The sequence below is a fragment of the Marivita sp. NO-S04 genome, assembly GCF_059070475.1.
In genome coordinates this window covers 4259328-4281896 of record NZ_CM180980.1, presented here as the reverse complement: position 1 = coordinate 4281896, position 22569 = coordinate 4259328, and the positions used below count along the sequence as shown (strand labels likewise).

The following is a 22569-nucleotide window of genomic DNA, read 5'->3' as shown; positions in this document are numbered from 1 at the left end:
GCCCACCCGTGGCGCTCGACCGCTATTACAATCTCTACAACTCGGCCTCCGGCTATGCAGAGCTGATGTTCCGCGCCGGCGACGGCCTGCAAAGCCGCGAGCTGAACGAGGTCCAGACCTGGCTCGCGGACCGCCTCGCCAGGATCGGCGACGCCATCTTCAAGGAAGGCGACCTGATCCGCGATGGCGACGTCTCCGTCGATCCCGCCACCGGCGAGGTCAACCTGGCCTCCGGCATCGTCTATCTGCGCGGCGCAGCCCGCCCCGTCGGTGCTGCAACCTTTGTCGTTCCAATGGACCGGACGGTGGCCCTCGGCGTGCGCTTTGTCGAGACCATCGTCACCGAGCTCGAGGACCCCGCCCTGCGCGACCCGGCCGTGGGCACCCGCAACTATCAGGAGCCCGGGGCCGCACGTCGCAAGGAGCAGATCCTCTGGGGCTGGGACAGCGGCAATCAGAACGACGGTGGTGAGGGTCAGTTCCATGCGATCTACACTGTTACCAATGGCACACTCGACAGCAGGATCCAGCCCCCCGAGCTCGACGCGGTGCTGCAAACCGTGGCGCGCTATGACCGCGAGGCCAATGGCTCCTATGTCGCCACTGGCCTGGAGCTCACCTATCTGACCCGCGACGATGCGGCGGAGGAATATGTCTTCTCGCTCGCCGAAGGTGTCGGCAATGTCGGTGGGCTCAAGGTCGAGCGCCCGCAATCCACCCGTCTCCGCTGGACCGTCGATCCGGACCTGCGGGCGGTAAATGCCGAGCCGCATGGCTTTGCCGATGGCGGCACCGGCACCGCGGTGATCCCGGTCAATCTCGCCCCCATCGCCGAGGTCACGGACGTCACGATCACCCGCGAGACCCCCGAGACCGTCACCCATGGCGCCTTCACCGGAGCATCGGACCCGCTTGCGAACAGCACGGTGGTTGCGGTCCTCAGCGTGTCGCAAGGCGGCACCGCCTATACGCAAGGGGTGGATTACGTGGTCTCGGCCGGGCGCATCGACTGGTCCCCGGGCGGTGCGGAGCCTGCGCCGGGCTCCAGCTATTCGGTCACCTATCGCTATATCGACAGCATCGCCCCGGATGCTGTGACGGATGAGACCGTGACCGTCTCGGGTGCCGTGACCGGGACCACGGTGTTCATCGACTATGCCTACAAGCTGCCACGCATCGATGCGCTGGTGATGAGCGCGGGTGGTCAGCTCTCGCGGGTGCGCGGCGTCTCGCAGACCCTCAACCCGCAGCCCCCGCAGCTGCCGGGCAGCGTGCTGCCTCTGGCGGAGGTGGCACTGGATTGGTTTGCCGACCGGGTGCCGCTGGTGCGCAACACCGCGACCCGGGCTGTGCCCTTTGCAGACCTTGCCGCGATGCAACGCCAGATCAGCAGCCTGTTCCAGCTCGTCGCCATCGAACGGCTGCGCAATGACGCCAACATCACCGATCCCACCTCCAAGCTCGGGGTGTTTGTCGACCCGTTCCTCGACGACGACCTGCGCGACCAGGGCATCCCACAGAGCGCGGCGGTGCTGTGGGGCGAGCTGACCCTGCCGATCACGGCAGCGGTTCAGGAACCGCCAGAGGGCGCTTCGGCGACGTGGACGCTGGCTTATGAGCTGACACCGGTGCTCGAGCAGCTGGCCAGCACGCGGGCGATGAAGATCAACCCCTACATGAACTTCGAGCCGGTGCCGGCGGCGGTCACCCTGGTGCCGTCGGTGGACAACTGGACCACAGTCGAGACGCAATGGACCTCCGCCATCACCCGGGCCTTCACTTCGGGGTCCGGGCGCTTGTCCAGCACGTCGGTCTCCACCAGCACCGAGCTTGTGTCCTCCACCTCGCGCGCCGCGCTGGACATTCGGCAGCGGTCGGTTGGGTTCACGCTGCGGGGCATGGACCCGAGCGAGGCACTGCTGCGGGTAGAATTTGACGGGCTCGACGTGACGCCAGACCCTGCACCGATGGCAGACGCGGCGGGGGTGCTGACCTCCTCCTTCACGATCCCGCCCGGCGTGCCCACCGGATCCAAGAGCGTGACCTTTCTGGGCGAGGCCGGATCGTTCGGCGAAAGCACGTATACCGCCAACGGCACGATCATCACCAACACCTTCCGCAGTGTCACGACGCGGCGGACGGTGCGCTGGAGCCCGCCGCCGCCACCTCCGCCGCCGCGGCCTCCCCGGCGGTGGGACCCGCTGGCGCAGACGCTTGTGCTGGATGTGGACACGGTGGTGGCGGGGCTCGACGTCTGGTTTGACGCGATCGGCCGCGCAGATGCGCCCACGATCGTGCAAATCCGAGAGACCACGGTCGGCTTCCCGAACGACACTGTCGTGACCTCGAGCGAAGTCGACATGGCGACGGTCACTCTGGGTGGGTCGACCCGGTTGGCGTTTGATCCGACCTTGCTGCGGGCGGGGCGCGAATACGCGCTGGTGTTTCTGACCGACGATCCGGACCACGCCCTGCGGGTGGCGGAGCTGGGCAAGTATGACGCCGAGACGGAAACCTGGGTGACGGCGCAGCCCTACCGGATCGGCGTGCTGCTGTCCTCCTCCAACGCCTCGACCTGGACCCCGCATCAGGAGCGGGACCTGAAGTTCCGGCTGCTGGCGGCGCGCTTTACGCAAACCACACGGACGGTGGCGCTTGGGGAGATCACGGTCTCGCAAAGCACCGACTTCATCGCGCTGGCGGGTGTCGAGCGCATGTCGTCCGAGACCGATGTGACCTTCGTGCTGCGCGACAGTGGGGGCCAGGTGTTCCGCATGACGGAAGGCGCTGCGCTCAATCTGGCGGCGCGCGTCTCGGACAGGCTGAGCGTGGAGGCGGTGCTCTCGGGCTCGGAGCGGTTCACACCGGTTCTCTTCCCCGGTGTGCAGGTGCTGAACGGCGCGCTGGCCTCCGAGGCGGAGTATGTCAGCCGGGCGATCCCGGCGGCAGCGACGTTTGATGTCTCGGTCTATCTCGACACACTGATCCCGCCCGGGGCTGGCGTGGCGGTATTTGCCGAGACGGATGCGGGCTGGTCTGCGCTGTCGCTCGAAAGCGGCCAGCCCATCGAGAACGGCGGTGAGGAGCGGCACTATGTCGGGTCCGGTTTTGCCGGTGTGGGGGCGGCCAACGTGACCCGCATCAAGATCGCGCTGTCGGGCACCCCCGCAGCGCGGCCTTTTGTGAGCGCCCTGCGCGCCATTCTCAAGTGAGGTGAGGCATGGCCGACGGCGTGAACCGGGACGAGCGCACCTCCGGGAGGGGCTACCCGCTCCCCCATGCTGACAACACGATGCAGGCGGATATCGAGCGGCTGCGCGTCACGCTGGTTGCGGCTGACGCGGACGTCACGGCTCAGATCGCCGAGACCCGGCGGCGCTGGGTGCACGACTTCATCGGACTGAAACTGTGAGGACCCCATGACAGACATCATGCTCCGGGGCGCGCTGAGCGCCCTCAAGACCAAGATCGAGGCCCTGGCGTCCTCGGAGACGGCCACGGCCGAAGACCTCGCGATGCTGGGCACGGCCCTTGAGCGCATCGCGGGCAAGACCACCGCCATCGAGGTGGAGATGCTCGGCGAGGAACAGCGCACTGCAATCTCTGCCGCAGCGGCCGCGTCTCGGGACCATGCCTTGCAGGCCATTGCGGATGCGCTGGCGGCGGCCGATGCGGCGCTGGCAAATCACGTCGGCAGCATCAATGCGGCGGGAACGGCAGCCTTGCCACCGATTGCGGAGGCGCAGGCTGCGGCTCTCACCGCCATCGGGACAGAGCGGGACGCGGTGCTGGCGGCGGTCGCGGCGACCACCGAGGGCGCTGTGGCCGAGGTCACCGAGACGGCGCTGGCGGCGGTGGCGACGGCCTCCGGCCTGACTGCGACCTCCTTTTTCTTCAATCAACTCTGAGGACCAGGCCCATGAGCATCCTTGCAAACCAGATAAGTGCGGCCGACACGGCGGTGGAGGTCCTGACCATCCCCACCGGACGGCGGACCACCTTCAACATCAATGCGGTGAACACCGGCTCCGACATCGCCACCGTGACGCTTTATGCGGCCTCGCGCGAGGCGGTGCGCGTGACAGGGCTTGCGGTGACACACGGCGGTGCCAGCTATGTCGCCATCCCGGACGTGACGCTGGAGGGCGGTGGCGGCACTGGCGCAGCTGCAACCGCCAGCATGACAGTCGATAGCATCACCCTCACGGACGCGGGCACCGGCTACGCCGTTGGCGACGCGCTTTCGGTCGCCCTGACGGATCAGACAGCGGCGGTGATCACAGTCACCGACGTGGACGGCGCGGGTGCCATTCAGGCGGCTGAGCTGACCTCCGGGGGCGACTACGGAGTTCTCCCAGAGAGCCCTGCGCCGGTGAGCAGCGGGTCAGGCTCTGGCGCGACCTTCGTGCTGACCTTTGCCGTGCTGAGCCTGACGCTGACCAACCCGGGCACAGGCTTCTCCGAGGCCCCAACGGTGTCGTTCAGCGGTGGTACTGCTGCTGCGACAGCCACCATCGATATCGTGCTCGAGCCCAGGCACATCTTTGAACACGCCGTCGCGCTGAACCCCGGCGGGATCATTTACCGCACGGCACTGATCCTTGGCCCCGGCGACCGGCTCTACGCGCTGGCAGACACCGACACCGTGGCCCTGACCGCCTGGGGCATCTCTGCGCTGATCTAACTGAACACGAAAGGACGCGACATGCGGACAATTTACAACCCGGCGCTTGCGCGGGTCGGGGGCAATGGCGTGGGTCCACGCAACCAGATCAAGATGTTCAACGTGGCAGGCACGTTCAATTGGGTCGTTCCCGAGACAATCGATCCCAATGTGCCGCTTCTGGTGCGTGTCTGGGGCGGCGGAGGTGCCTGTGGCTTGTCCACGGCAGCCACCGGAAACGGTCATGGCGGAGGCGGTGGTGGCCTCGCCATGTCCGAGATTCCAATCTTTGAGCTCACCACCGTCAGTACGGTGCCAATCATCGTCGGTGCTGGGTCCAGCTTTCACGATGGCACCGGAGGCACATCCTCCTTTGGGGCCTTTCTATCCGCAACCGGCGGGAATAGCGGCTTCAACAGCGCCGACAATCAAGGCGCGTCAGGTCTGGGCCTTGGCGGGATCGGTGTCGGCGGGGATATCAATCGCCGTGGTGGTACTGGTGGTATCGGCGAGATCGTATCGAACAGCGGCAGCGGTGGCGGTGGCGCCTCAGCACCGCATCCCGATGGGCATATTGATGGCTTCAACGGCGGGGACGGGTTCACCCGCTCTGGCGGTGGCGGGGCCTCGATCTGCTTTCCGGGCACCATGCCCGAGATTGCCAACGCCTCGGTCGGCGGGGCTGGCACTGCCAGTCGTGGCACTAGTGCGATGAACTCCAGCGCCAATCAGAGCTTTGGCGGCAGCGGTGGCTCCGGTCTGCTCGGTGCCGGAGGCCGGGGGGCAAGCTCCACCAATTATTCCAACGCAGCCTGCGCGATGACGCCCGCCGGAGATGGTGGTGGCAGCGCCCTCTTCGAGCCAAACACAATCCTGCTCGGCGGAGGTGGTGGTGGCGGAAATGCCATGTCGAGCCAGTCCTCCGATCGTGCCGGCACCAATGCCGGTAATGGCGGTCCGGGTGCCGGCGGTGGATCGGCCTCACCCTATTCGTCAGGGGCGACCTACGCCTACATGCTGGCCGGCAATGGCGGTGTCCTCGGCGGCGGCGGTGGCGCAGGTCAGTATTGCGCCGGTGGCAATGGCGGCAACGCAGGTGGTGGTGGCGGGTCCGGCTATCAGTTCGGCACGGCTACAGGTCATGGCCTCGGTGGCGACGGGCTGATCATCCTTCAATACGCGCTGATCCTGTAAAGGGGAATTCCATGAGCAAGTTTGCAAAAGTCGTGAACGGCACCGTCATCGAAGTGCTGGACACCCTTGAGGGCCGCATTCACCCCGCGCTGCACGCAGTGTATCTGCAGGTGCCGGACGCGGTTGAACCGGGCTTTGTCAAAACCGGCCGCAAGTTTGAGGCCCCAGTACCCGTTGCAGCCGCAGCACCCCCGCCGCCCGCGCCCGTCACGGTGGTCTCGCGCCTCGACTTCCTGCGCCGCTTCACACGCACTGAGCGCATCGCGCTGCGGGCAGCCGAGGCTACAGACCCGGTGGTCGCCGACTTCCTGCTGATGCTGACCCTCGCGGAAGAAGTGGACCTGACCAGCCCGGATGTCACCGAAGGGCTCGCCTATCTCGAAGCCAATGGCTTTGTCACCGCAGAGCGCGGTGCCACCATTCGCAGCGGCTGATCTTTCTGCGGGCATCTGCGCCTGTCTGCAAACCCAAATCCAACGCACCAATTCCAACCCTCCGTAGCGCCCGCCGGGTGCCATACATGCAAAGGACATCCCTCATGTCTGATCCTACCTTTGGCCTGTCGATCCAGCGGATCGACAATGAGCCGCGGCCGCCTGTCGCCAGCGACATGTCCGTCGTCGGCATCATCGGCACCGCGGCTGACGCGGACGCCTCCGCGTTCCCGCTGAACACGCCGGTGTTTCTCTATTCGGACGACGCCACCAAGCTCACCGCCCTCGGCGCGGCCGGCACCCTGCGCGATGCGATCACGCTTGTGAACGCGCAGCTTGGGGCCTTTCAGGCGGCCGCAAAGATCGTCGTTGTGCGCGTCGCCGACGGCGAGGAAGCCAGCGCGGTCGACGAAACCCTGGCCAACATCGTCGGAGACGGTGTCACCACTGGCCTCGGCGCGTTCCTCAACGCACCTGCTGAGCTGGGCGTCACGCCGCGCCTGATCTGTGCCCCGGGCTTTACCAGCCAGCGCACGGCACCTGACGCGAACCCCGTCTGCGCAGCGCTGCCCCCGATCTGCGAAAAGCTGCTGGCCCATGCGGTGATCGATGGCCCCGCCACCACCCTGCAGGACGCGCTCGACTGGCGCGAGACAATCTCGCATTATCGCCTGATCCCGGTGGACCCTGCGGTGCGCGTACTTGACGGCGGCGTGACCGTGGTCCAGCCGCTCTCCCCGGCGGTCATTGGCATCGGCGTCCGGCGGGATCACGCCTTCCAGGGCCGCCCCTTCCACAGCTGGGCCAACCAGCCGGTGCAGGGCATCGTCGGCCCCTCGCGCCCGATTGCCTTCTCGCTTACCGATGGCGCCACCGAGGGCCAGAGCCTGCTCGCGGCCAATATCGGCATCCTGCTGCGCGGCGAGATGGGCGTCGAGAGCGCCATTGGTCAGGGCGGCTTTATCTTCGTCGGCACCGACACCGCCGGCGAGGATGACCTCTGGCGGTTCTACAACGTCACCCGCGGGCGCGATTACATCCACCTGATGCTGCTGCGCACCCTGCGGTTCTACCTCGGCCGCTTCAACATCACCGGCCAGACCATCCAGGCCGTGCTGAACACGATGGAAACGGCGCTGCGCAACCTCAAGGCCGATGGCGACATCCTCGGCTTCGAGGTCAAGTTCCTGCCCGCGCAGAACAGCCCCGAAGAACTGCGCCAGGGCCGCTTCACCGTCACCTTCGCAGCCGAGGAAGCCCCGGTCCTGCGCTACCTCGGCATCCAGTCCGCGCGCTATCGCCCGGCGCTCGACGCCCTGCTCGACGAGCTGCTGGCACAGGTCGGCACCATCACCGGCTGATCGCCCGTCAAAAAGCAGACGTAAAAATGTAAAATATATGCCTCATGAAGGCGGCTAACCTCTTCTGCAGCGATGACGATACCACCGCCTTCAAGCATCCAACCCTGACAGGCGGACTCGGCGCAGCTCTGCCGCCGGGACTGCCCACGAGACTGCCCCACCCGGATGATCGCACCCCCAACACAAAGGACAGGCTCAGATGAGCAATATATACCTCATGGAGGCCGCAAACCTCTTTTGCGGCGATGACGACCCCACCGCCTCCAAGCACCTCACCCTGACCGAGTTGCAGCTGCCCAACCTGCAGGAAGCCTATCAGGACCACCAGCCGGGCGGCTCCCGCGTCCAGATCGAGGTCGCAGTCGGCATTCAGAAGCTCGAGGCCAGCTTCAAGCTGGCGGGCTGGGACCCGGACCTGCTGGCCCAGTTCGGCCTTGGCGCCAGCGCGCGCAAGAAGTTCACGGCCTACGGCGTGATCCGCAACAAGCGCAGTGGGGCCGCCATCGAGGCCAAGGCGGTGCTTGAAGGCCGCCTCGGTGCCGCCAGCCCCGAAGCGTTCACACGTGGCGAGATGCAGGGCTTCGATTATTCAATCTCCGAGATCCTGCATTACGAGCTGCACTTCGAGGGCACGGAGACCTATTACTGGGACTTCTTCACATCGGATTGGCGCGTCAACGGCGTGTCGCAAAACGCAGATGAGCGCACAATCCTGCGCATCCCCGGCGGTCTGTGAGGTACATCATGACATCCCCCAAGACCAAAACGCTTCGCCTGCACTACCCCGTGACCGTCGAGGACCGCGAGGTCTCCGAGGTGACGATCACCCGCCCCAAGGTCAAGGACCTCAAGGCGATGGACGCCGCCCTTGTCGGCATCACCGACAAGCTCGATCAGGGGATCGTCATGGTGTCTGTCCTGACCGGGCTGCCGCCCGTGGCGGTCGAGGAGCTCGATGCCGACGACTTCACCAGGCTCTCGGAGGAGGTCGCCGGTTTTTTCCCCCAGGCCAAGGCGCACGGGACTGGCGCTCCGTCCTTGCCGAAACCGCCCACTGGCTGAACACCCCCATCACCGCCTTCGAGCACATGGACTGGTCCGAGGTCGTGCTCTGGCACAACGAAGCCCGGCGTCTGGCCGGCGCACAGCGCAGGTGAGCCATGTCCGTTCTGACGTCGCAGCTGATCATTTCCCTGATCGACCGGGTCACCGAGCCCGCCCGGCAGGCCGCAGGCTCCCTGGCCGGGATCACCCACCGGATACGCGAGGCAAATGGCCAGCGCCTCGGTCTGTCGGACAGGCTTGATCTGGCGCTCTCGCGCAATGCAGATGCGCTGGACAGGGCCCGCCTGGGGGTGATCGACGTTGCGGGCAGCTATGCCACGCTGCATGCGGCCATCGCAGGTCCGATCCAGACCGCGGCAGAGTTCGAGGCGGCCATGGCCAGCGTGGCAAAGGTTGTCGACTTTCCGACACCCGAGGCCTTCGAGGCGTTTCAAAACGAGCTGTTCCGGCTCTCGCGGGAGATCCCGTTTGCCGTCAATGGTCTGGCGGAGATCGCCGCCGCCGCGGGTCAAGCCGGCATCGCAGGAGCGGACCTGACGCGGTTTACGGCGGCGGCCGCAAAGATCGGCGTCGCCTTCGATATCAGCTCCGAGCAATCCGGCACCGCGATGGCCAACATGATGACAGCACTCGGTCTCTCCGTCGACGAGGCCATCCTGCTCGCGGACGCGATGAACCACCTGTCCAACAGCCAGGCCTCCAGTGCGGCGGACATTCTCAGCGTGGTGCAGAGCGTCGGCGCGCAGGCCACCATGTTCGGCTTTACCGCAGAGCAGACCGCTGCCTTTGCCTCGGCGATGCTGGCGGCGGGCGCGCAATCCGATGTGGCGGCCACCTCCTTCCGGAACATGGGGGCGGCCCTGACCCGCGGCGCATCCGCCACCGGCTCGCAACGGGATGCGCTGCAGGCGCTTGGACTTGATGCCGAGCAGGTCGCACGGTCGATGCAGGAGAACGCCGTCGAGACGACAACGGATGTTCTGCGCCGGATTGCGCAGCTGCCTGCGGAACAGCAGGCGGCCATCTCCACGGACCTCTTTGGCAGCGAGGCCCGGGCGCTTGGCCCTCTGCTGACCAATCTCGATCTGATCGAGGGCACCCTGGCGATGGTGGGGGACCAATCGCGCTATGCGGGCTCGGCCTTTGCGGAGTTCGCTGCACAGAACGACACGTTCAATTCCCACCTTCAGCGGTTCTTGAGCCTGCTTGACGAGTTCAAGATCCGCATCGGCAACGCGCTTATCCCGGCCCTTGTCCGCCTTGGACAGGCGATTGCGCCGATCATCGTCGCCGCCTCCGATTTTGCCGCGACCTATCCGGAGGTGACAACGGCGATTGTCGGATCGGTTGCGGGGTTCATCGCGCTCAAAGGTGCGCTGGCAGGCCTGACCTTTGTCGGGCTGCTGGGCCGCGGCGGCGCTCTGAACCTGCTGGCTGCAGGCTTCCGCAGCCTGTTTCTTGTTGCGCGCGCCGGACCCCTTCTTGCGGTTGGCGCGGCGCTGTCCTTCCTGAGCAACAATTGGCAGGGCGTTAAAGCGGGCATCGATGCGTTCAAGACGTCTTTCTCGGAGGCCATGAGCGCCGCCAGCCCTGCACTCGAAAGGTTCACCGCCCTCGTGGGGGACGCTCTGTCGTGGTTCAACCGGCTGACAGGTCCGATCGATCCCGATCTGTGGCTGCGCTGGGGCTCGGCCGCCGGGACTGCGACGGCCGGTGTGGTGGCGGGTCTTGCGAGAGCGGCATCCGGCCTGCGGGACTTTCTGTCCAATCTGGCCGTCGATCCACAGGCGGCGCTGGCGCAGGCGCGCAGCGCGGGCACGCAAATCGTCGAGGGTTTGATGGATGGTCTGTTGGAGGGTTGGTCGCGTGTCACAGGATGGTTTGACGGGCTCGATCTTGATCTGAGCGCTCTTGCGTCGAGCGCAGGTGTCTCGGTTGGATCGGTTACCGCGAGCCTTGCCAATTCCGCAATCGCGGCGCTCCGCTCCGGTTGGGCAGCGATCACGTCTTATGCGGGCGATCTGGATTGGGGCGCCGTTGGCGCGGCTGTGGCCAGCGGACTGCTTGCGGTTTGGAGCGGTCTTGGGGAACTGGCGATCAGTTCGATCGGCAGCGCATGGGCGGCGGTCTCGACGTTCGCAACCGGCCTCGACATTGACTGGTCGCAGGCTGCGGCGAACATCCTGCTTGGGGTGCCGCAGGTTGCTTACGGCCTTGGCGCGGCCTTGGCACAGGCGATGGCCGGAGCGTACAGCGCCGTCCATGATTGGGCCTCCACCGTGACGGTGGATTGGGGTGCGATGGGCGAGACGATTGGCGCCGGGGTCGGTCGCTTGATTGGTGTGGTGGGCGGGTTTCTCTACGAGACCTTCACCGAGATCTGGACTGGTGTTGCCGCCTGGCTTGCCAGCGATGGTCCGGGTGTTGATTGGGGCGGTGTGGCCGGCTCAATCGTCGACGCCGTCTTTGACAGTATTGGTGCAGCATGGCGTGCCTATTCCGACTTCGTGATGGGGCTGCTGCGCGGTCTCTTCGCGGAAATCCCGCCAGAGGTGTTCGAGGCAGGCGCCAACCTGATCCAGCTGCTCAAGGACGGGGCGGTGCAGGCGTTCGACGACTTTCTGGGTTGGGTCGCGGGGATCCCGGGGCACATCCTCTCGGCCATCGGCAGGATAGACCTGTCCAGCCTGATCGACTTTGGCGAGCCCCCGGGCTGGCTCAAGTGGCTGATCGGAGAGGACGAGGTTCCGTCGCCTTCGGTCAACTTCGAACCTGCGTCCGCCAATCTGCCGGCAGACCAGCGCAACGCGGCGGACACGCTTCTCGCGGCGCAACAGGCGGGTGAACTGCCGACACCAGAGTATCTTGCAGGGCTGTCGGGATACGCCGAGCAACTGCACAATGACATTGCGGGTGTCCAGGCGCAGATCGCACAGATCGATCAAAACGGCCCGATGGGGCAAACACTGGCGGCACCGCTGCAACGGGACCTGTCGCTGCTGCAGGAGGATCTTGCGGCTGTAGAAGCAGACCTGGCCGAAGGCCGATCCCGTGCGGACGAGGTCACCCATGCTCTGCGCATGTTGGGCGACACCCGTGCGACCCCTGAGGTCAGCAGCGCCTCCATCGATGCGGCGCTGGCCCGCGCGCGTGCCCTTGCCATGGAGCTTGATGGGCTCAAAAGCGCCGGGGCGACCCCGGGTGCCACCCCGGCTGCCTCGGTGCCAGAGATCGACGGCCAGCGCGCCAAAGGGGGCCCGATCAGCCGAGGCGGCACCTATCTCGTGGGCGAAGACGGCCCCGAGCTGATCACGGCCAGCCGCAACGGCTATGTGCACCCCAACGGTGAGGGGCCTGTGGCTCCGACTGCGGCGGCCACCTCGAGCCCTGCGTCGATCACGGTGACGGTCGGAGACATCGTGATCTCCCCCACCATCAGCACCACCGAGCGGGTCGATCCCGCCCAGCTCTCGCGCGAGATCGGCCGGCAGATGCGTGACGAGGTGCGCGAGGCCTTCCGCGGTGTGTTTGCTGACACAGGCATGAGGTTTGCGTGATGCTGATGATGCTGGGACCGCTGCGCTTCGAGGTCGTGCCGTTCAATACGGGCAGCTATGACCATGGCCACGCCGCCGGCTTTGCCGAAAAGCCGGTGCTGGGCACCCGCCCCCCGCTCGAGTTCGTGGGCGCGGGCCCGGAAACCTGGACGATCAAGGCCAGGCTCTTTCCCGAGACATTCGGCGGGCTCTCGGAGCTGGACATGCTCTACACCCTCCGGTCCTCCGGCGCGCCGCACTACATGATGCGCGGCGACGGTGCCGTCATGGGCTGGGTGGTGATCCGCAGCGTGACGGAGCGGTCGAGCCATCTGGGCGCAGGCGGGGTCGGCCGCGTCATCGACGTCGATATCGAGGTGGTGCGCAGCGCGCCGCCTTCTGCCACCACCTTCTTCGCGCGCCTGGCGCGGGTCTTTCTGCCGGAGCTGACATGACCGACATCACCGAACGCATCACCGTTGAGGGCGATGGCCTGACGGTCTCGCTTCTTGTCTGGCGGCGCTTCCACCGCGCCATGCCAGGCCTTGTCGAGCAGGTTTACGCGATGAACCCGGGGCTTGCGGCGTATGGCGCAATCCTGCCCTTGGGCACGTCGGTCCTGCTGCCGGTCCCAGCCCCTGACCCGTCGCCCGATCCGGCGCAGGTCCTGGCGCCGATCCGGCTCTGGTAACAGCGGAGGGGGGCATGCGCGCAGCGTTCACCGTCACGGTCGCCGGGACCAACATCACCACAGCGCTGGCACCGGTGCTGCTGAGCCTGCGGGTCTCTGACAAGGTCGGCACCCACACCGACAGCGCCGATCTCGAGATCGACGACACCTCTGGCCAGATCGTCCTGCCCCGCAAGGGGGCAAAGGTCGCCATCAGCCTCGGCTGGCAGGGCGAAGGGATGCGCGAGGTGTTCCGCGGTACGGTGGACGAGGTCAAATCCTCGGCAAGTCGCGGGTCGGGTCGCCGCCTGCGGATCAGTGCCAAAGGCATGGACACCACCGGTCCCGCAAAGGAGGGACAGCAGCGCCACTGGGACGAGGCCACGGTCGAGACCATCCTGCGCGATGCCGCCCGTTTTGCCGAGGTGGCGAATGTGCAGATCGATCCCGCGCTGCGTAGCCTGTCCCGCAGCTACTTCGAGATGCGCGACGAGAGCTTCGCCGCCATGGGTGAGCGCTTGGCACGCGAGATCGGGGCCAACTTCCGTATCGTCGACGACACGGTCATTCTCTCCCGGCGCAACGCCGACTACACCGCTGCCGTCCGCGCGGCCTGGGGTGACAACCTGCACAGCTGGGACATTGCCCCGCAGCTTGGGCGGCCGCAGTTCAGCGGGGTCCGGGCGCGCTGGTATGATGTCGAGAAGACCGGCTGGCAGGTGGTGGAGCGCGCCACAGGGCTGGATGTCCGCGCGGTCCATTCCGGGCGCCTGTCGCTGGCGGGGCCAACCGAGGCAACGCAGCAGACGGACAGCGATGCGGCGACGGCCGAGCGCGACGCGGGCGAAGGCTCTGTCGTGATCGAGGGCAATACCGCCGCCATCCCCGATGGGCTCTGCATCGTCTCAGGGACCCGGCCGGGTGTTGACGGGGCGTACCGGATCGAGGCCGTGACCCATACGCTCAGCCGCGCAGGTGGCTTTGTCACCGCACTTGAGCTCAGGCAGCCCCGGGGCGGCGCAGGGGCTGACCCGCGCGCGGCCACGACCGCGCCGGTGGCGAGGGCCGAGGTCGCGCCAAGCGCCCCACCCATAGTCGACCCGGATGTCTCCGGGCCGCAGTAACAGAACAGGACAGCACATGGCGCAGGATTGGGTCGCGGGGATCCCCACCGCGGTTTACTTCATCATCGGCATGGGCGGTGTCGCGGGCGCCATGCTCGCCATCATCAAGCTCTGGCACACCATCCGGCCTCGGCCGGACACCACCGAGCGCGACATCGAAATGATCCGCGACGATGTGCACGACATTCGCGCCCGTGTCGCGGCCTTGGAGATCGAGATCGCCAAGATCGACCAGCCCTCCATCGCAAAGCGCTTCGACGGCCTCGAGGGCAAGATCGACCGGCTCTACGAGTTCCTCCTCGACCGCTTCTCGGACGGAGCACCCGACCGCAGGCGGTGACGGGGAGGCTCACGCTCAACGACCAACGCATCACATCACACAGCCGTCCTTTGGGGCGGCTTTTTTATCGGAGACCAGAATGACCCCCTACGAGATTGCCAAAACCTATATCGGGACCACCGAAGGGCCCGGGCCGCAGAACAATCCGGTGATCGTGCAGATGTACGCCACCGTGGGCCAGGATTGGGTCGAGCATGACAGCGTGGCCTGGTGCGCCGCCTTTGTCGGCCATTGCGTCGAAAGCGCCGGCCTGCGCTCCACCCGCAAGCTCAACGCCCGGTCCTATCTGAATTGGGGTGTGCCGATCGAACTGGCGGACGCACAGGAAGGCGACATTGTGATCTTTACCCGTGGCGACCCGAGTGGCTGGCAAGGCCATGTCGGCTTCTTCGTGCGCAAGACCGCCGCCTCGATCGAGGTGCTCGGCGGCAATCAGGCCGATGCGGTCAACATCAAGCGCTATGCAAAGACCCGGCTCCTCGGCATCCGCCGGGCGGGCAGCGTCGCACCCGCTGTGACCCTCTCAGTGCGCGACGTCCAGCAGCGGTTGCGCGCCCTTGGCTATCATGAGGTCGGGGTCGCAGATGGTATCATGGGGCCGCGCACACGCGCAGCCATCCTCGCCTTCCGGCAGGACAACGCGCTCACACTGGCCCCGATCATCGACACCGCTCTGATCGACGCTCTCGAAACCGCCCCGCCACGCGAGATTGCGGCCGAGCGCGCCTCCGGCATGCCGCGCAACAGCCGGATTGTCACCGCCGCCAATACCCAGATCGGATTGGGCACTTTGGGCGCGCTCGGAACGCTGAGCAGTCAGATCGCCCCTGCCTTGGCAGAAGCCGAAGGCGCGCAGGGCCTGGCGCATCGTCTCATTGCCCTTCTGGGTCTGGACGGATGGCTCCCCGCGCTTCTGCCCTGGATTGGGGCAGCTGTCTTCCTTGCGGTGGTCTACGCCGCCTGGCGCGCAAGAGCCGCGCGTATCGACGACCACCGGTCGGGGAAAACGCCATGATTGGCGCCATCATCACCGCAGCGATGGTGAGGGTCGGTCGCAGTCTGGCGCGCGCGGCCATCCTCCCTGCGGGCATCGCAGGTCTCGTCTGGCTGGCCCTGCGCCACGGGCGGCGCGACGCTCAGGCCGAAGAGGCCATCCGTCGCGCTAACGCCCGCATCACCGCCCTGAAAACAGCACGGGATATCCACCATGACCTGCAGAACGCGGATCGCGATGATATTCAGCGCCGCGCTGACCGCTGGATGCGCGACTGAGCCAAACAGCGGGTCCGACGCCTGTGACTGGGTGCAGCCCATTCGGCCATCGCGGGCGGATGTGTTGACCGAGGGCACGCTCGTGCAGATCGTCGCGCATAATGAGACGGGCGAAGGGATTTGTGGGTGGGTGCCGTGAAAATCTGCCAGATCGCATGTCCTGTGATAAAAACTGCAGCATGGACCAAAAGAAGCACAAAAATACCCTGCTGACCGGAAGGACAGGATAAATGTCAGTCGCCTGTTTGAAGGCATGACGATCAATGATCATTCACACACAGGTTTCTTGAAATCGCTCGCACGGAAAAAGGCAAAACTTGCGAACCTCAGTCTGAAAGACTTTGAGGATAAGAGAGAGGTTTTCAAGGAGTTCTGCGCCCACTTCAGGATGAAACAAGCGGTTGGATTCGTCTTGCGTTTGAGTTGATGAAGCAGCACTTTCACGACAAAACCGAACAAAAATTGCATTTTAGGAATACAGGCCATGGCAGACTCCATCGAAAAAACCCTCTTCGCAGCAGCGGACAAGATGCGCGGAGCGATGGACCCTGGTGAATACAAGCACGTTGCCCTGGGCCTGATCTTTCTGCGCTATGTTTCTGCCGCGTTTGAGGCCAAGCGCGAAGAATTCGCGAAGGACGAATACATCGATCTGGAAGACCCGGAAGAATACGCAGCCGAAAACATCTTCTGGGTTCCGGAAAAGGCGCGCTGGTCGCGTCTGGCAGCTAATGCCAAGTCCAACGACATCGGCGTCCAGGTCGATGACGCCATGCGCGAAATCGAGAAATCAAACCCGACCCTGAAAGACGCGCTGCCGAAGGTCTATGGCAAGGCAGACCTCGATCGCTCGATCGTCACCGGTCTGATCGAGATGTTCACCAACCTGCAGCTACACGGCACGCGTGCAGATTTCGACCTGATTGGGCGCATCTACGAATACTTCATCGGCGAGTTCGCGACCTCAGAGGGCAAGCGGGGCGGGGAGTTCTACACACCCCAATCCATCGTGTCCGTGATGGTCGAGATGATGGAGCCCACCCATGGGCGCGTTTATGACCCCTGCTGTGGGTCCGGTGGCTTCTTCGTGCAGTCCGAGAAGTTCATCACGGCTCACCAGGGGCGTGTGGATGACATTGCTGTCTATGGGCAGGAACGGAACCCTGCCACCTTCCGCCTCGCGCGCATGAACCTCGCAATTCGCGGCATCTTTGGCGACATCCGCTGGAACCCGGAAGGCACGCTTCTCAAGAACGCCTTCCCGGATGATCGCTTTGAGTTTATCCTGGCCAATCCGCCGTTCAACATCTCGGACTGGAATGGAGAATTGCTGCGCGAGGATCATCGCTGGGCATTCGGTGCGCCTCCCGTAGGCAATGCGAACTTCGCCTGGATGGCGCATATCCACCATCACCTCTCGGCCAACGGCATTGGCGGAGTGGTCATGGCCAACGGGTCCATGTCCTCGATGCAATCCGGCGAAGGCGACATTCGAAAAGCCATGGTGCAGGGCGATGCCGTGGATGCTGTTGTGGCCCTGCCGGGGCAGCTTTTCTTCGGCACTCAGATCCCGGCCTGTATCTGGATCTTGGCCAAGGACAAATCGAACGGCACCGCAAACGGGGAAAAGCTCCGTGACCGTCGTGGTGAGGTGCTGTTCATTGATGCGCGCAAGATGGGTGCCCTGGTGCCGGGCAGTCGCAAGCAGAAAGAGCTGTCGAAAGACGAAATCCAGAAGATCGCCGATACCTACCATGCTTGGCGGGGCGAGACATCGGGTGGCATTTACGTGGATGAGCCTGGCTTCTGTGCGTCCGCTGAACTGGACGAGATCGAGAAGCACAACTTCGTCATGACGCCTGGTCGGTATGTCGGGGCTGGGGCGGTCGAGGATGACGGGGAGCCGTTTGAGGAGAAGTTCGAGCGCCTGATGGTGGAGTTGCGGGAGCAGTTTGCTGAGGGGCGGCGGCTGGAGGCTGATATCGAAGTGAAGCTGGGGGCGCTGGTATGAGCCTTTGGACTTCCATCCCGTTGGCGGAGGCATGCGCACAAATCGACTACGGCCTTACAGCTTCGGCGTCTCAGGAGGCCGTAGGCCCAAAATTTCTGCGAATTACCGATATAGTTACAGGTGCGATCAATTGGTCCTCGGTGCCATTTACCACTGCGCCAGATCGAGCATCAAGATACTTGCTGCAGGCAGATGACATCGTCGTGGCTCGCACTGGCGCCAGCACTGGCGCGAGCGCGTTTGTTCAGTCTCCGCCTGATGCTGTCTTCGCATCCTACCTCGTGCGCCTCAGGGCAAAGGAAGATTTCGACCCTCGCTTCCTTTACTACCAGACCAAGACACCTGAATACGCTCAGCACATTTACACTGTGGCCTTCGACAAGGGCGCCCAGCCCAACGCGAGCGCAAAGTCCCTGACCGCCGTAGAGTTGCCATTTCCGCCGCTCGCCGAACAACGCGAAATCGCCTCCATCCTCGGCGCCCTCGACGACAAGATCGAGCTGAACCGCCGCATGTCGGCCACTCTCGAAGACATGGCGCGCAGCCTGTATCGGTCTTGGTTTGTCGATTTCGATCCTGTGCATGCCAAAATGGAAGGGCGTCAGCCTGCGTTTATGGATGAGGCGACGGCTGCGCTGTTTCCTGATCGGTTTGGGGAGGATGGGTTGCCGGAGGGATGGGAATGGGGCTGCATAGGCGACATTGCCCATCTTAATCCTGAAAAACACACGAAAAAGAGTCATCCGAATGCTGTTGAATATGTCGACCTCTCAAACACGAAATGGGGCATTATCGAAACGACAACGCGGTATTCTTGGGAGGAAGCACCATCTCGGGCGCTAATGCTACTTCGGGAACAAGATACAATTGTAGGAACGGTAAGACCTGGGAATGGATCGTATTCATATATTGGAAAAGATGGATTGACGGGTAGCACTGGTTTCGCAGTTCTCCGACCTACGGACGCTGCCGATATTGCATTGGTCTATCTATCTGCAACGGACACTGACACCATCGACGCCTTAGCCAATCTCGCGGATGGAGGAGCGTACCCTGCAGTTAGACCAGATGTTGTTGCTTCCCAGCCAGTGGTATTGTCCAGTCTCGATCTGCGCAATGCATTTCAGGAATTGGTATCTCCGCTGATAGCGAAGATCGAAGCCTCAAAGGCACAAAGCCAAACCCTCGCCGCCCTCCGCGACAGCCTCCTCCCCAAACTCATGTCAGGCGAACTCCGTGTCGGAGAAGCCCGCGAGCAGGTCGAAGAGGTCGCCTGATTATGAGTGATTTTGAACCCGAACCCTGGATGTTGAGCCGACGGGACTACGACACTCTTGAGGCGCTGCGCGACATGATCTGGTCATCCCGTCATCAGGCAGAATGTCCCCTCGAGATGCTTGCCATTTCCGGAGCGGTGCATTCCCTTGATTGCATCCTTGAACGTGAGGTGCCGTGCTCCTCGGTTTCGATTGGCTGGGAGAACCGTGTCGCAGATGAAGATGGGTTTGGCGAAGGCGGATCCTGTGACCTGTCGATTTCAGATGAGGGGATCATCCTTTCCAAAATGACATATCTCGGGGGCGACCATCATTCCGAACGGGTCGCAGAACTGACACCGGATGGTGATTTTCCACATGCAGCCGTGAAAGACTGGATTGCTCAGCAATCCCGCCTGGGCGGCACTTTAACGACAGCAATCAATTTTCTTGCGTTCGAGTAGTCTGTGACGAGCAAAAAAGACAAGAACACGGGAGTTTACCAGTATGGCCTTTGCATCCGAAGATGACCTCGAACAATGGGCCTTGGGCGAACTCCAGGGCCTGGGCTTCACCTATATTCATGGCTCGGCCTTGTCCCCGGAAGCCGACAACCCCGTGCGGGAAAGCTTCCGCGATGTCCTGTTGCTTGACCGCCTTGAAGCCGCGATCCGGCGACTGAATCCGCATCTACCGGATGACGCCGTGCGCACCGTGATGAACGAAATCCGGGACGCGAAGTTTTCGGGTGATCTCGTGTCAGAAAACCGTCGCATCCACGACGTGATGATTGGTGGCGTGCCGGTATCCTGGGTCGAAAGCGGCGAAGAGAAACATGACATCGCGCGGCTGGTGGATTGGGACAACACGGACAATGACTGGCTGGTCGTGAACCAGTTTGAAGTCGTCGGCAAATCCGCCCGCCGACCGGATGTGATCATTTTCCTGAATGGCCTGCCGATCATCGTGATCGAGTTGAAGGGCACCGAGACAGGAAGTCTGAAAGGCGCGTTCAATCAGATCGAGACCTACAAATCCCAGGTGCCGGATCTCTTCCGCACCAACGCGTTCAACGTGATCTCGGAAGGGGTGACGGCCCGCTATGCTTCGCTCTCCGCCAATTTCGACCGCTTCATGCGCTGGCGCACTGTTGACGGTGAAACGCTGGTCGAAGACGGGACAGCTCTGGCCCTGCAGACACTCATGGAAGGCTTGCTGAATCAGGATGTCATTCTCGAGATGATGCGGTTCTGCACAGTCTTTGAAGATGAAGGCAAAGGCCCGATCAAGAAGATCGCCGGCTATCATCAGTTCCACGCGGTCAGAAAGGGCGTCAGAGCCGTTCTGGAGGCCCGTGGCGAGGATGGGCGCGGTGGTGTCATGTGGCACACCCAAGGCTCGGGAAAGTCGCTTCTGATGTCGTTCCTGGCCGGTCGCCTGATGCGCGATCCGCGGATGGAAAACCCGACCCTCGTGGTCATCACGGACCGCAATGATCTCGACAACCAGCTATTCGCGACCTTCTCGCGCTGCGCGGCACTTTTCGGTGAGGTGCCAGTTCAGGCGGAGGATGTGCCAAACCTGCGTAAGAAGCTTGCTGATCGAAAAGTCGGTGGCGTGATTTTCGCCACCATCCAGAAATTCCGTCCACCGAAAGGTGAGGTCGATTTCGGCGAGCTGACCGATCGTTCGAACGTGGTTGTCTTTGCCGACGAAGCGCACCGCTCCCAGTATGGGTTTGATGCGAAGGTGAACAGGGACACCGGCGAGACCAAGTACGGCTTTGCCCATCACCTGCGCACAGCCCTTCCCAATGCTGTCTATGTTGGCTTCACCGGCACACCAATCGATCTTGTTGGCGCGGACACCCAGGCAGTTTTTGGCGATTACATCGACGTCTATGATATTGCGCAGGCGGTCTCCGATGGCGCAACTGTCCCGATCTATTACGAAGGCCGCGTTGCGAAAATCGAGCTTGCCGAAGACATCGGGGAAATGGTCGATGCCGAGTTCAATGAAATCATCGAAGAAGCGGAGGCCGATGGCGTCGAGTTCGATGAGGACAGCCGCGGCGCCATGTCTTCGAAATGGACTCAGCTTGAAAAACTGGTTGGGGCCGAGCCGCGGCTTGATGCTGTCGTTGATGACATCCTGACCCATTTTGATGCGCGGATCGAGGCGATGGATGGCGGCAAGGCGATGATCGTCTGCATGTCGCGCCGTATCTGTGTCGAGGTCTATGAGCGCATCGTGGCTGCGCGTCCTGATTGGCATGCTGATGAAGATGCCAAGGGCGCGGTGAAGGTTGTCATGACCGGTGCCGCGCAGGACCCAGCCGAATTCCAGCCGCATATCCGATCAAAGGCCCGCCAGGAAACCCTGCGGACCCGGTACCGGGACCCATCTGATGAACTGAAACTGGTCATCGTGCGGGACATGTGGCTGACGGGCTTCGATGCACCCTGCATGCACACGCTCTATGTCGACAAACCGATGAAGGGTCATGGCCTCATGCAGGCCATCACCCGGATCAATCGAGTCTTCGGGTCCAAGCCCGCTGGTCTTGTGGTCGACTACATCGGCTTGGCTGCTGATCTAAAATCTGCGCTCAAGCATTATTCGAATGCGGATCAGAAGCAGACAGGCGTCAGCCAGGATGAAGCAGTTCACGCGCTCCGCACGCAAATCGACATCATGCGGGGGATGTTCTTCGGAATTCCTTACATGGATGCGGTCCACGGGAGCGCCGCGGACAGGATCAGGATACTGCCAGTCGCGATCGAGCATGCCCTGACTTTGAAAGTGAACGGCAAAGAGGCCGAAAATCGCGAGGACTCCAAGAAACGCTTCATGAAAGCAGTGGCGGGCTTGGTGAAAGCGTTCCGGATCGCGGCCGGCACCGGCGAAGCGGCTATCTTCAAAGATGAGGTCGGGTTTTTCGTGGCTGTCCAGTCAGCCATCCGCAAGATGGACGCCTCGACCCGGACTGCCCGGACCGCGGAAGACGCAGAGCTGGCCATATCGCAACTTCTGAACCGTGCTGTGGCCTCCACTGAGGTCATCGATATCCTGGAGGCCGCAGGTATCGAAAAGCCGGACATCAGTGTGCTCTCGGAAGATTTCCTGTTGGGCTTACAGAACACGCCGCACAAAAACCTGGCTGTTGAAGCTCTGAAGAAGCTCCTGAATGGCGAAATCCGGTCCAGGACACGCACGAACAAGACGCAGAACGAGGCCTTCTCGAAACGGCTGCTCGACGCAATGGCGCGCTACCACAACCGCAGCATCGATGCCGTGCAAGTGATCAAAGAGATGATCGACATGGCGAAAGAGCTGCAGCAGCAGCCGGAGGATGGGTTCACCCCTGAAGAGATCGCCTTCTATGATGCGCTGGCACAGAACGAGAGCGCCCGCGATCTCATGGGCAACGAGGAGCTCCGGGTAATTGCTCAGGAATTGATGAATGCCGTGCAAGCGACATCAACCGTGGATTGGTGGCGAAAGCAGAATGTCAGAACGAAAATGCGGGTTACAATCAGGAGGATCTTGAAAAAACATGGGTTTCCCCCCGATCTACAGGCTGAATCGGTGAAGAAGGTTTTGCAGCAGGCAGAAGTTCTGGCGAGAGCGTTTGCGTAATTTT

At 63.3% G+C, this 22569-nt stretch carries 20 protein-coding genes; all 20 read left to right on the top strand.

Annotated elements, in window-relative coordinates:
• Nucleotides 1-8: 8 nt before the first annotated feature.
• The 20 genes from ACK3EW_RS21630 to ACK3EW_RS21535 all read left to right on the top strand — a co-directional run bounded on the left by ACK3EW_RS21630 (nucleotide 9) and on the right by ACK3EW_RS21535 (nucleotide 22565).
• Nucleotides 9-3212, top strand: a complete 3204-nt coding sequence (locus tag ACK3EW_RS21630; RefSeq protein ID WP_493807813.1) for a DUF4815 domain-containing protein — start codon at nucleotides 9-11, stop codon at nucleotides 3210-3212.
• An 8-nt stretch (nucleotides 3213-3220) separates the two neighbouring features.
• Nucleotides 3221-3412: a hypothetical protein gene (locus ACK3EW_RS21625; RefSeq protein ID WP_493807812.1), complete on the top strand. Its 192-nt coding sequence runs from the start codon at nucleotides 3221-3223 to the stop codon at nucleotides 3410-3412.
• A gap of 7 nt (nucleotides 3413-3419) precedes the next feature.
• Nucleotides 3420-3908 carry a hypothetical protein gene (locus ACK3EW_RS21620; RefSeq protein ID WP_493807811.1) on the top strand — a complete coding sequence of 163 codons (489 nt, stop codon included), beginning with the start codon at nucleotides 3420-3422 and terminating at the stop codon, nucleotides 3906-3908.
• A gap of 11 nt (nucleotides 3909-3919) precedes the next feature.
• Nucleotides 3920-4684, top strand: a complete 765-nt coding sequence (locus ACK3EW_RS21615; RefSeq protein WP_493807810.1) for a hypothetical protein — start codon at nucleotides 3920-3922, stop codon at nucleotides 4682-4684.
• A 21-nt stretch (nucleotides 4685-4705) separates the two neighbouring features.
• Nucleotides 4706-5857, top strand: coding sequence for a glycine-rich domain-containing protein (locus ACK3EW_RS21610; protein ID WP_493807809.1), 1152 nt, complete (start codon nucleotides 4706-4708; stop codon nucleotides 5855-5857).
• 11 nt (nucleotides 5858-5868) lie between these two features.
• Nucleotides 5869-6291, top strand: coding sequence for a hypothetical protein (locus ACK3EW_RS21605; protein WP_493807808.1), 423 nt, complete (start codon nucleotides 5869-5871; stop codon nucleotides 6289-6291).
• Between the two features lie 104 nt (nucleotides 6292-6395).
• Entirely contained in the window at nucleotides 6396-7652 is a 1257-nt protein-coding gene (locus tag ACK3EW_RS21600) for a phage tail sheath family protein (protein WP_493807807.1), read from the top strand.
• A 199-nt stretch (nucleotides 7653-7851) separates the two neighbouring features.
• On the top strand, nucleotides 7852-8388 hold the full coding sequence (locus ACK3EW_RS21595) for a phage major tail tube protein (protein WP_493807806.1): 537 nt from the start codon (nucleotides 7852-7854) through the stop codon (nucleotides 8386-8388).
• Nucleotides 8389-8396: 8 nt separating this feature from the next.
• A complete protein-coding gene (locus ACK3EW_RS21590; RefSeq protein ID WP_493807805.1) occupies nucleotides 8397-8714 on the top strand; it encodes a phage tail assembly protein in 318 nt (105 codons plus the stop codon).
• A 98-nt stretch (nucleotides 8715-8812) separates the two neighbouring features.
• Nucleotides 8813-12274 (top strand): phage tail tape measure protein, encoded by a 3462-nt coding sequence (locus ACK3EW_RS21585; protein WP_493807804.1) that lies wholly within the window; start codon nucleotides 8813-8815, stop codon nucleotides 12272-12274.
• Nucleotides 12274-12708 carry a phage tail protein gene (locus ACK3EW_RS21580; protein ID WP_493807803.1) on the top strand — a complete coding sequence of 145 codons (435 nt, stop codon included), beginning with the start codon at nucleotides 12274-12276 and terminating at the stop codon, nucleotides 12706-12708. Before ACK3EW_RS21585 ends, ACK3EW_RS21580 begins: the two co-directional genes overlap by 1 nt.
• A complete protein-coding gene (locus ACK3EW_RS21575; protein WP_493807802.1) occupies nucleotides 12705-12944 on the top strand; it encodes a tail protein X in 240 nt (79 codons plus the stop codon). Before ACK3EW_RS21580 ends, ACK3EW_RS21575 begins: the two co-directional genes overlap by 4 nt.
• Before the next feature lie 14 nt (nucleotides 12945-12958).
• The gene (locus ACK3EW_RS21570) at nucleotides 12959-14047 is read left to right on the top strand and encodes a phage late control D family protein (protein ID WP_493807801.1); all 1089 of its coding nucleotides are present in this window, start codon (nucleotides 12959-12961) and stop codon (nucleotides 14045-14047) included.
• Between the two features lie 16 nt (nucleotides 14048-14063).
• Nucleotides 14064-14387 carry a hypothetical protein gene (locus ACK3EW_RS21565; protein WP_493807800.1) on the top strand — a complete coding sequence of 108 codons (324 nt, stop codon included), beginning with the start codon at nucleotides 14064-14066 and terminating at the stop codon, nucleotides 14385-14387.
• A gap of 79 nt (nucleotides 14388-14466) precedes the next feature.
• Nucleotides 14467-15402, top strand: coding sequence for a C40 family peptidase (locus tag ACK3EW_RS21560; RefSeq protein WP_493807799.1), 936 nt, complete (start codon nucleotides 14467-14469; stop codon nucleotides 15400-15402).
• A complete protein-coding gene (locus ACK3EW_RS21555) occupies nucleotides 15399-15659 on the top strand; it encodes a hypothetical protein (RefSeq protein ID WP_493807798.1) in 261 nt (86 codons plus the stop codon). The genes ACK3EW_RS21560 and ACK3EW_RS21555 overlap by 4 nt, the downstream gene beginning before the upstream one ends.
• A 484-nt stretch (nucleotides 15660-16143) precedes the next feature.
• The gene (locus ACK3EW_RS21550) at nucleotides 16144-17670 is read left to right on the top strand and encodes a type I restriction-modification system subunit M (protein WP_493807797.1); all 1527 of its coding nucleotides are present in this window, start codon (nucleotides 16144-16146) and stop codon (nucleotides 17668-17670) included.
• Entirely contained in the window at nucleotides 17667-18947 is a 1281-nt protein-coding gene (locus ACK3EW_RS21545; protein ID WP_493807796.1) for a restriction endonuclease subunit S, read from the top strand. Before ACK3EW_RS21550 ends, ACK3EW_RS21545 begins: the two co-directional genes overlap by 4 nt.
• 2 nt (nucleotides 18948-18949) lie before the next feature.
• The gene (locus tag ACK3EW_RS21540) at nucleotides 18950-19390 is read left to right on the top strand and encodes a hypothetical protein (RefSeq protein ID WP_493807795.1); all 441 of its coding nucleotides are present in this window, start codon (nucleotides 18950-18952) and stop codon (nucleotides 19388-19390) included.
• A 43-nt stretch (nucleotides 19391-19433) separates the two neighbouring features.
• Nucleotides 19434-22565 (top strand): type I restriction endonuclease subunit R, encoded by a 3132-nt coding sequence (locus ACK3EW_RS21535; protein ID WP_493807794.1) that lies wholly within the window; start codon nucleotides 19434-19436, stop codon nucleotides 22563-22565.
• Nucleotides 22566-22569: the final 4 nt, after the last annotated feature.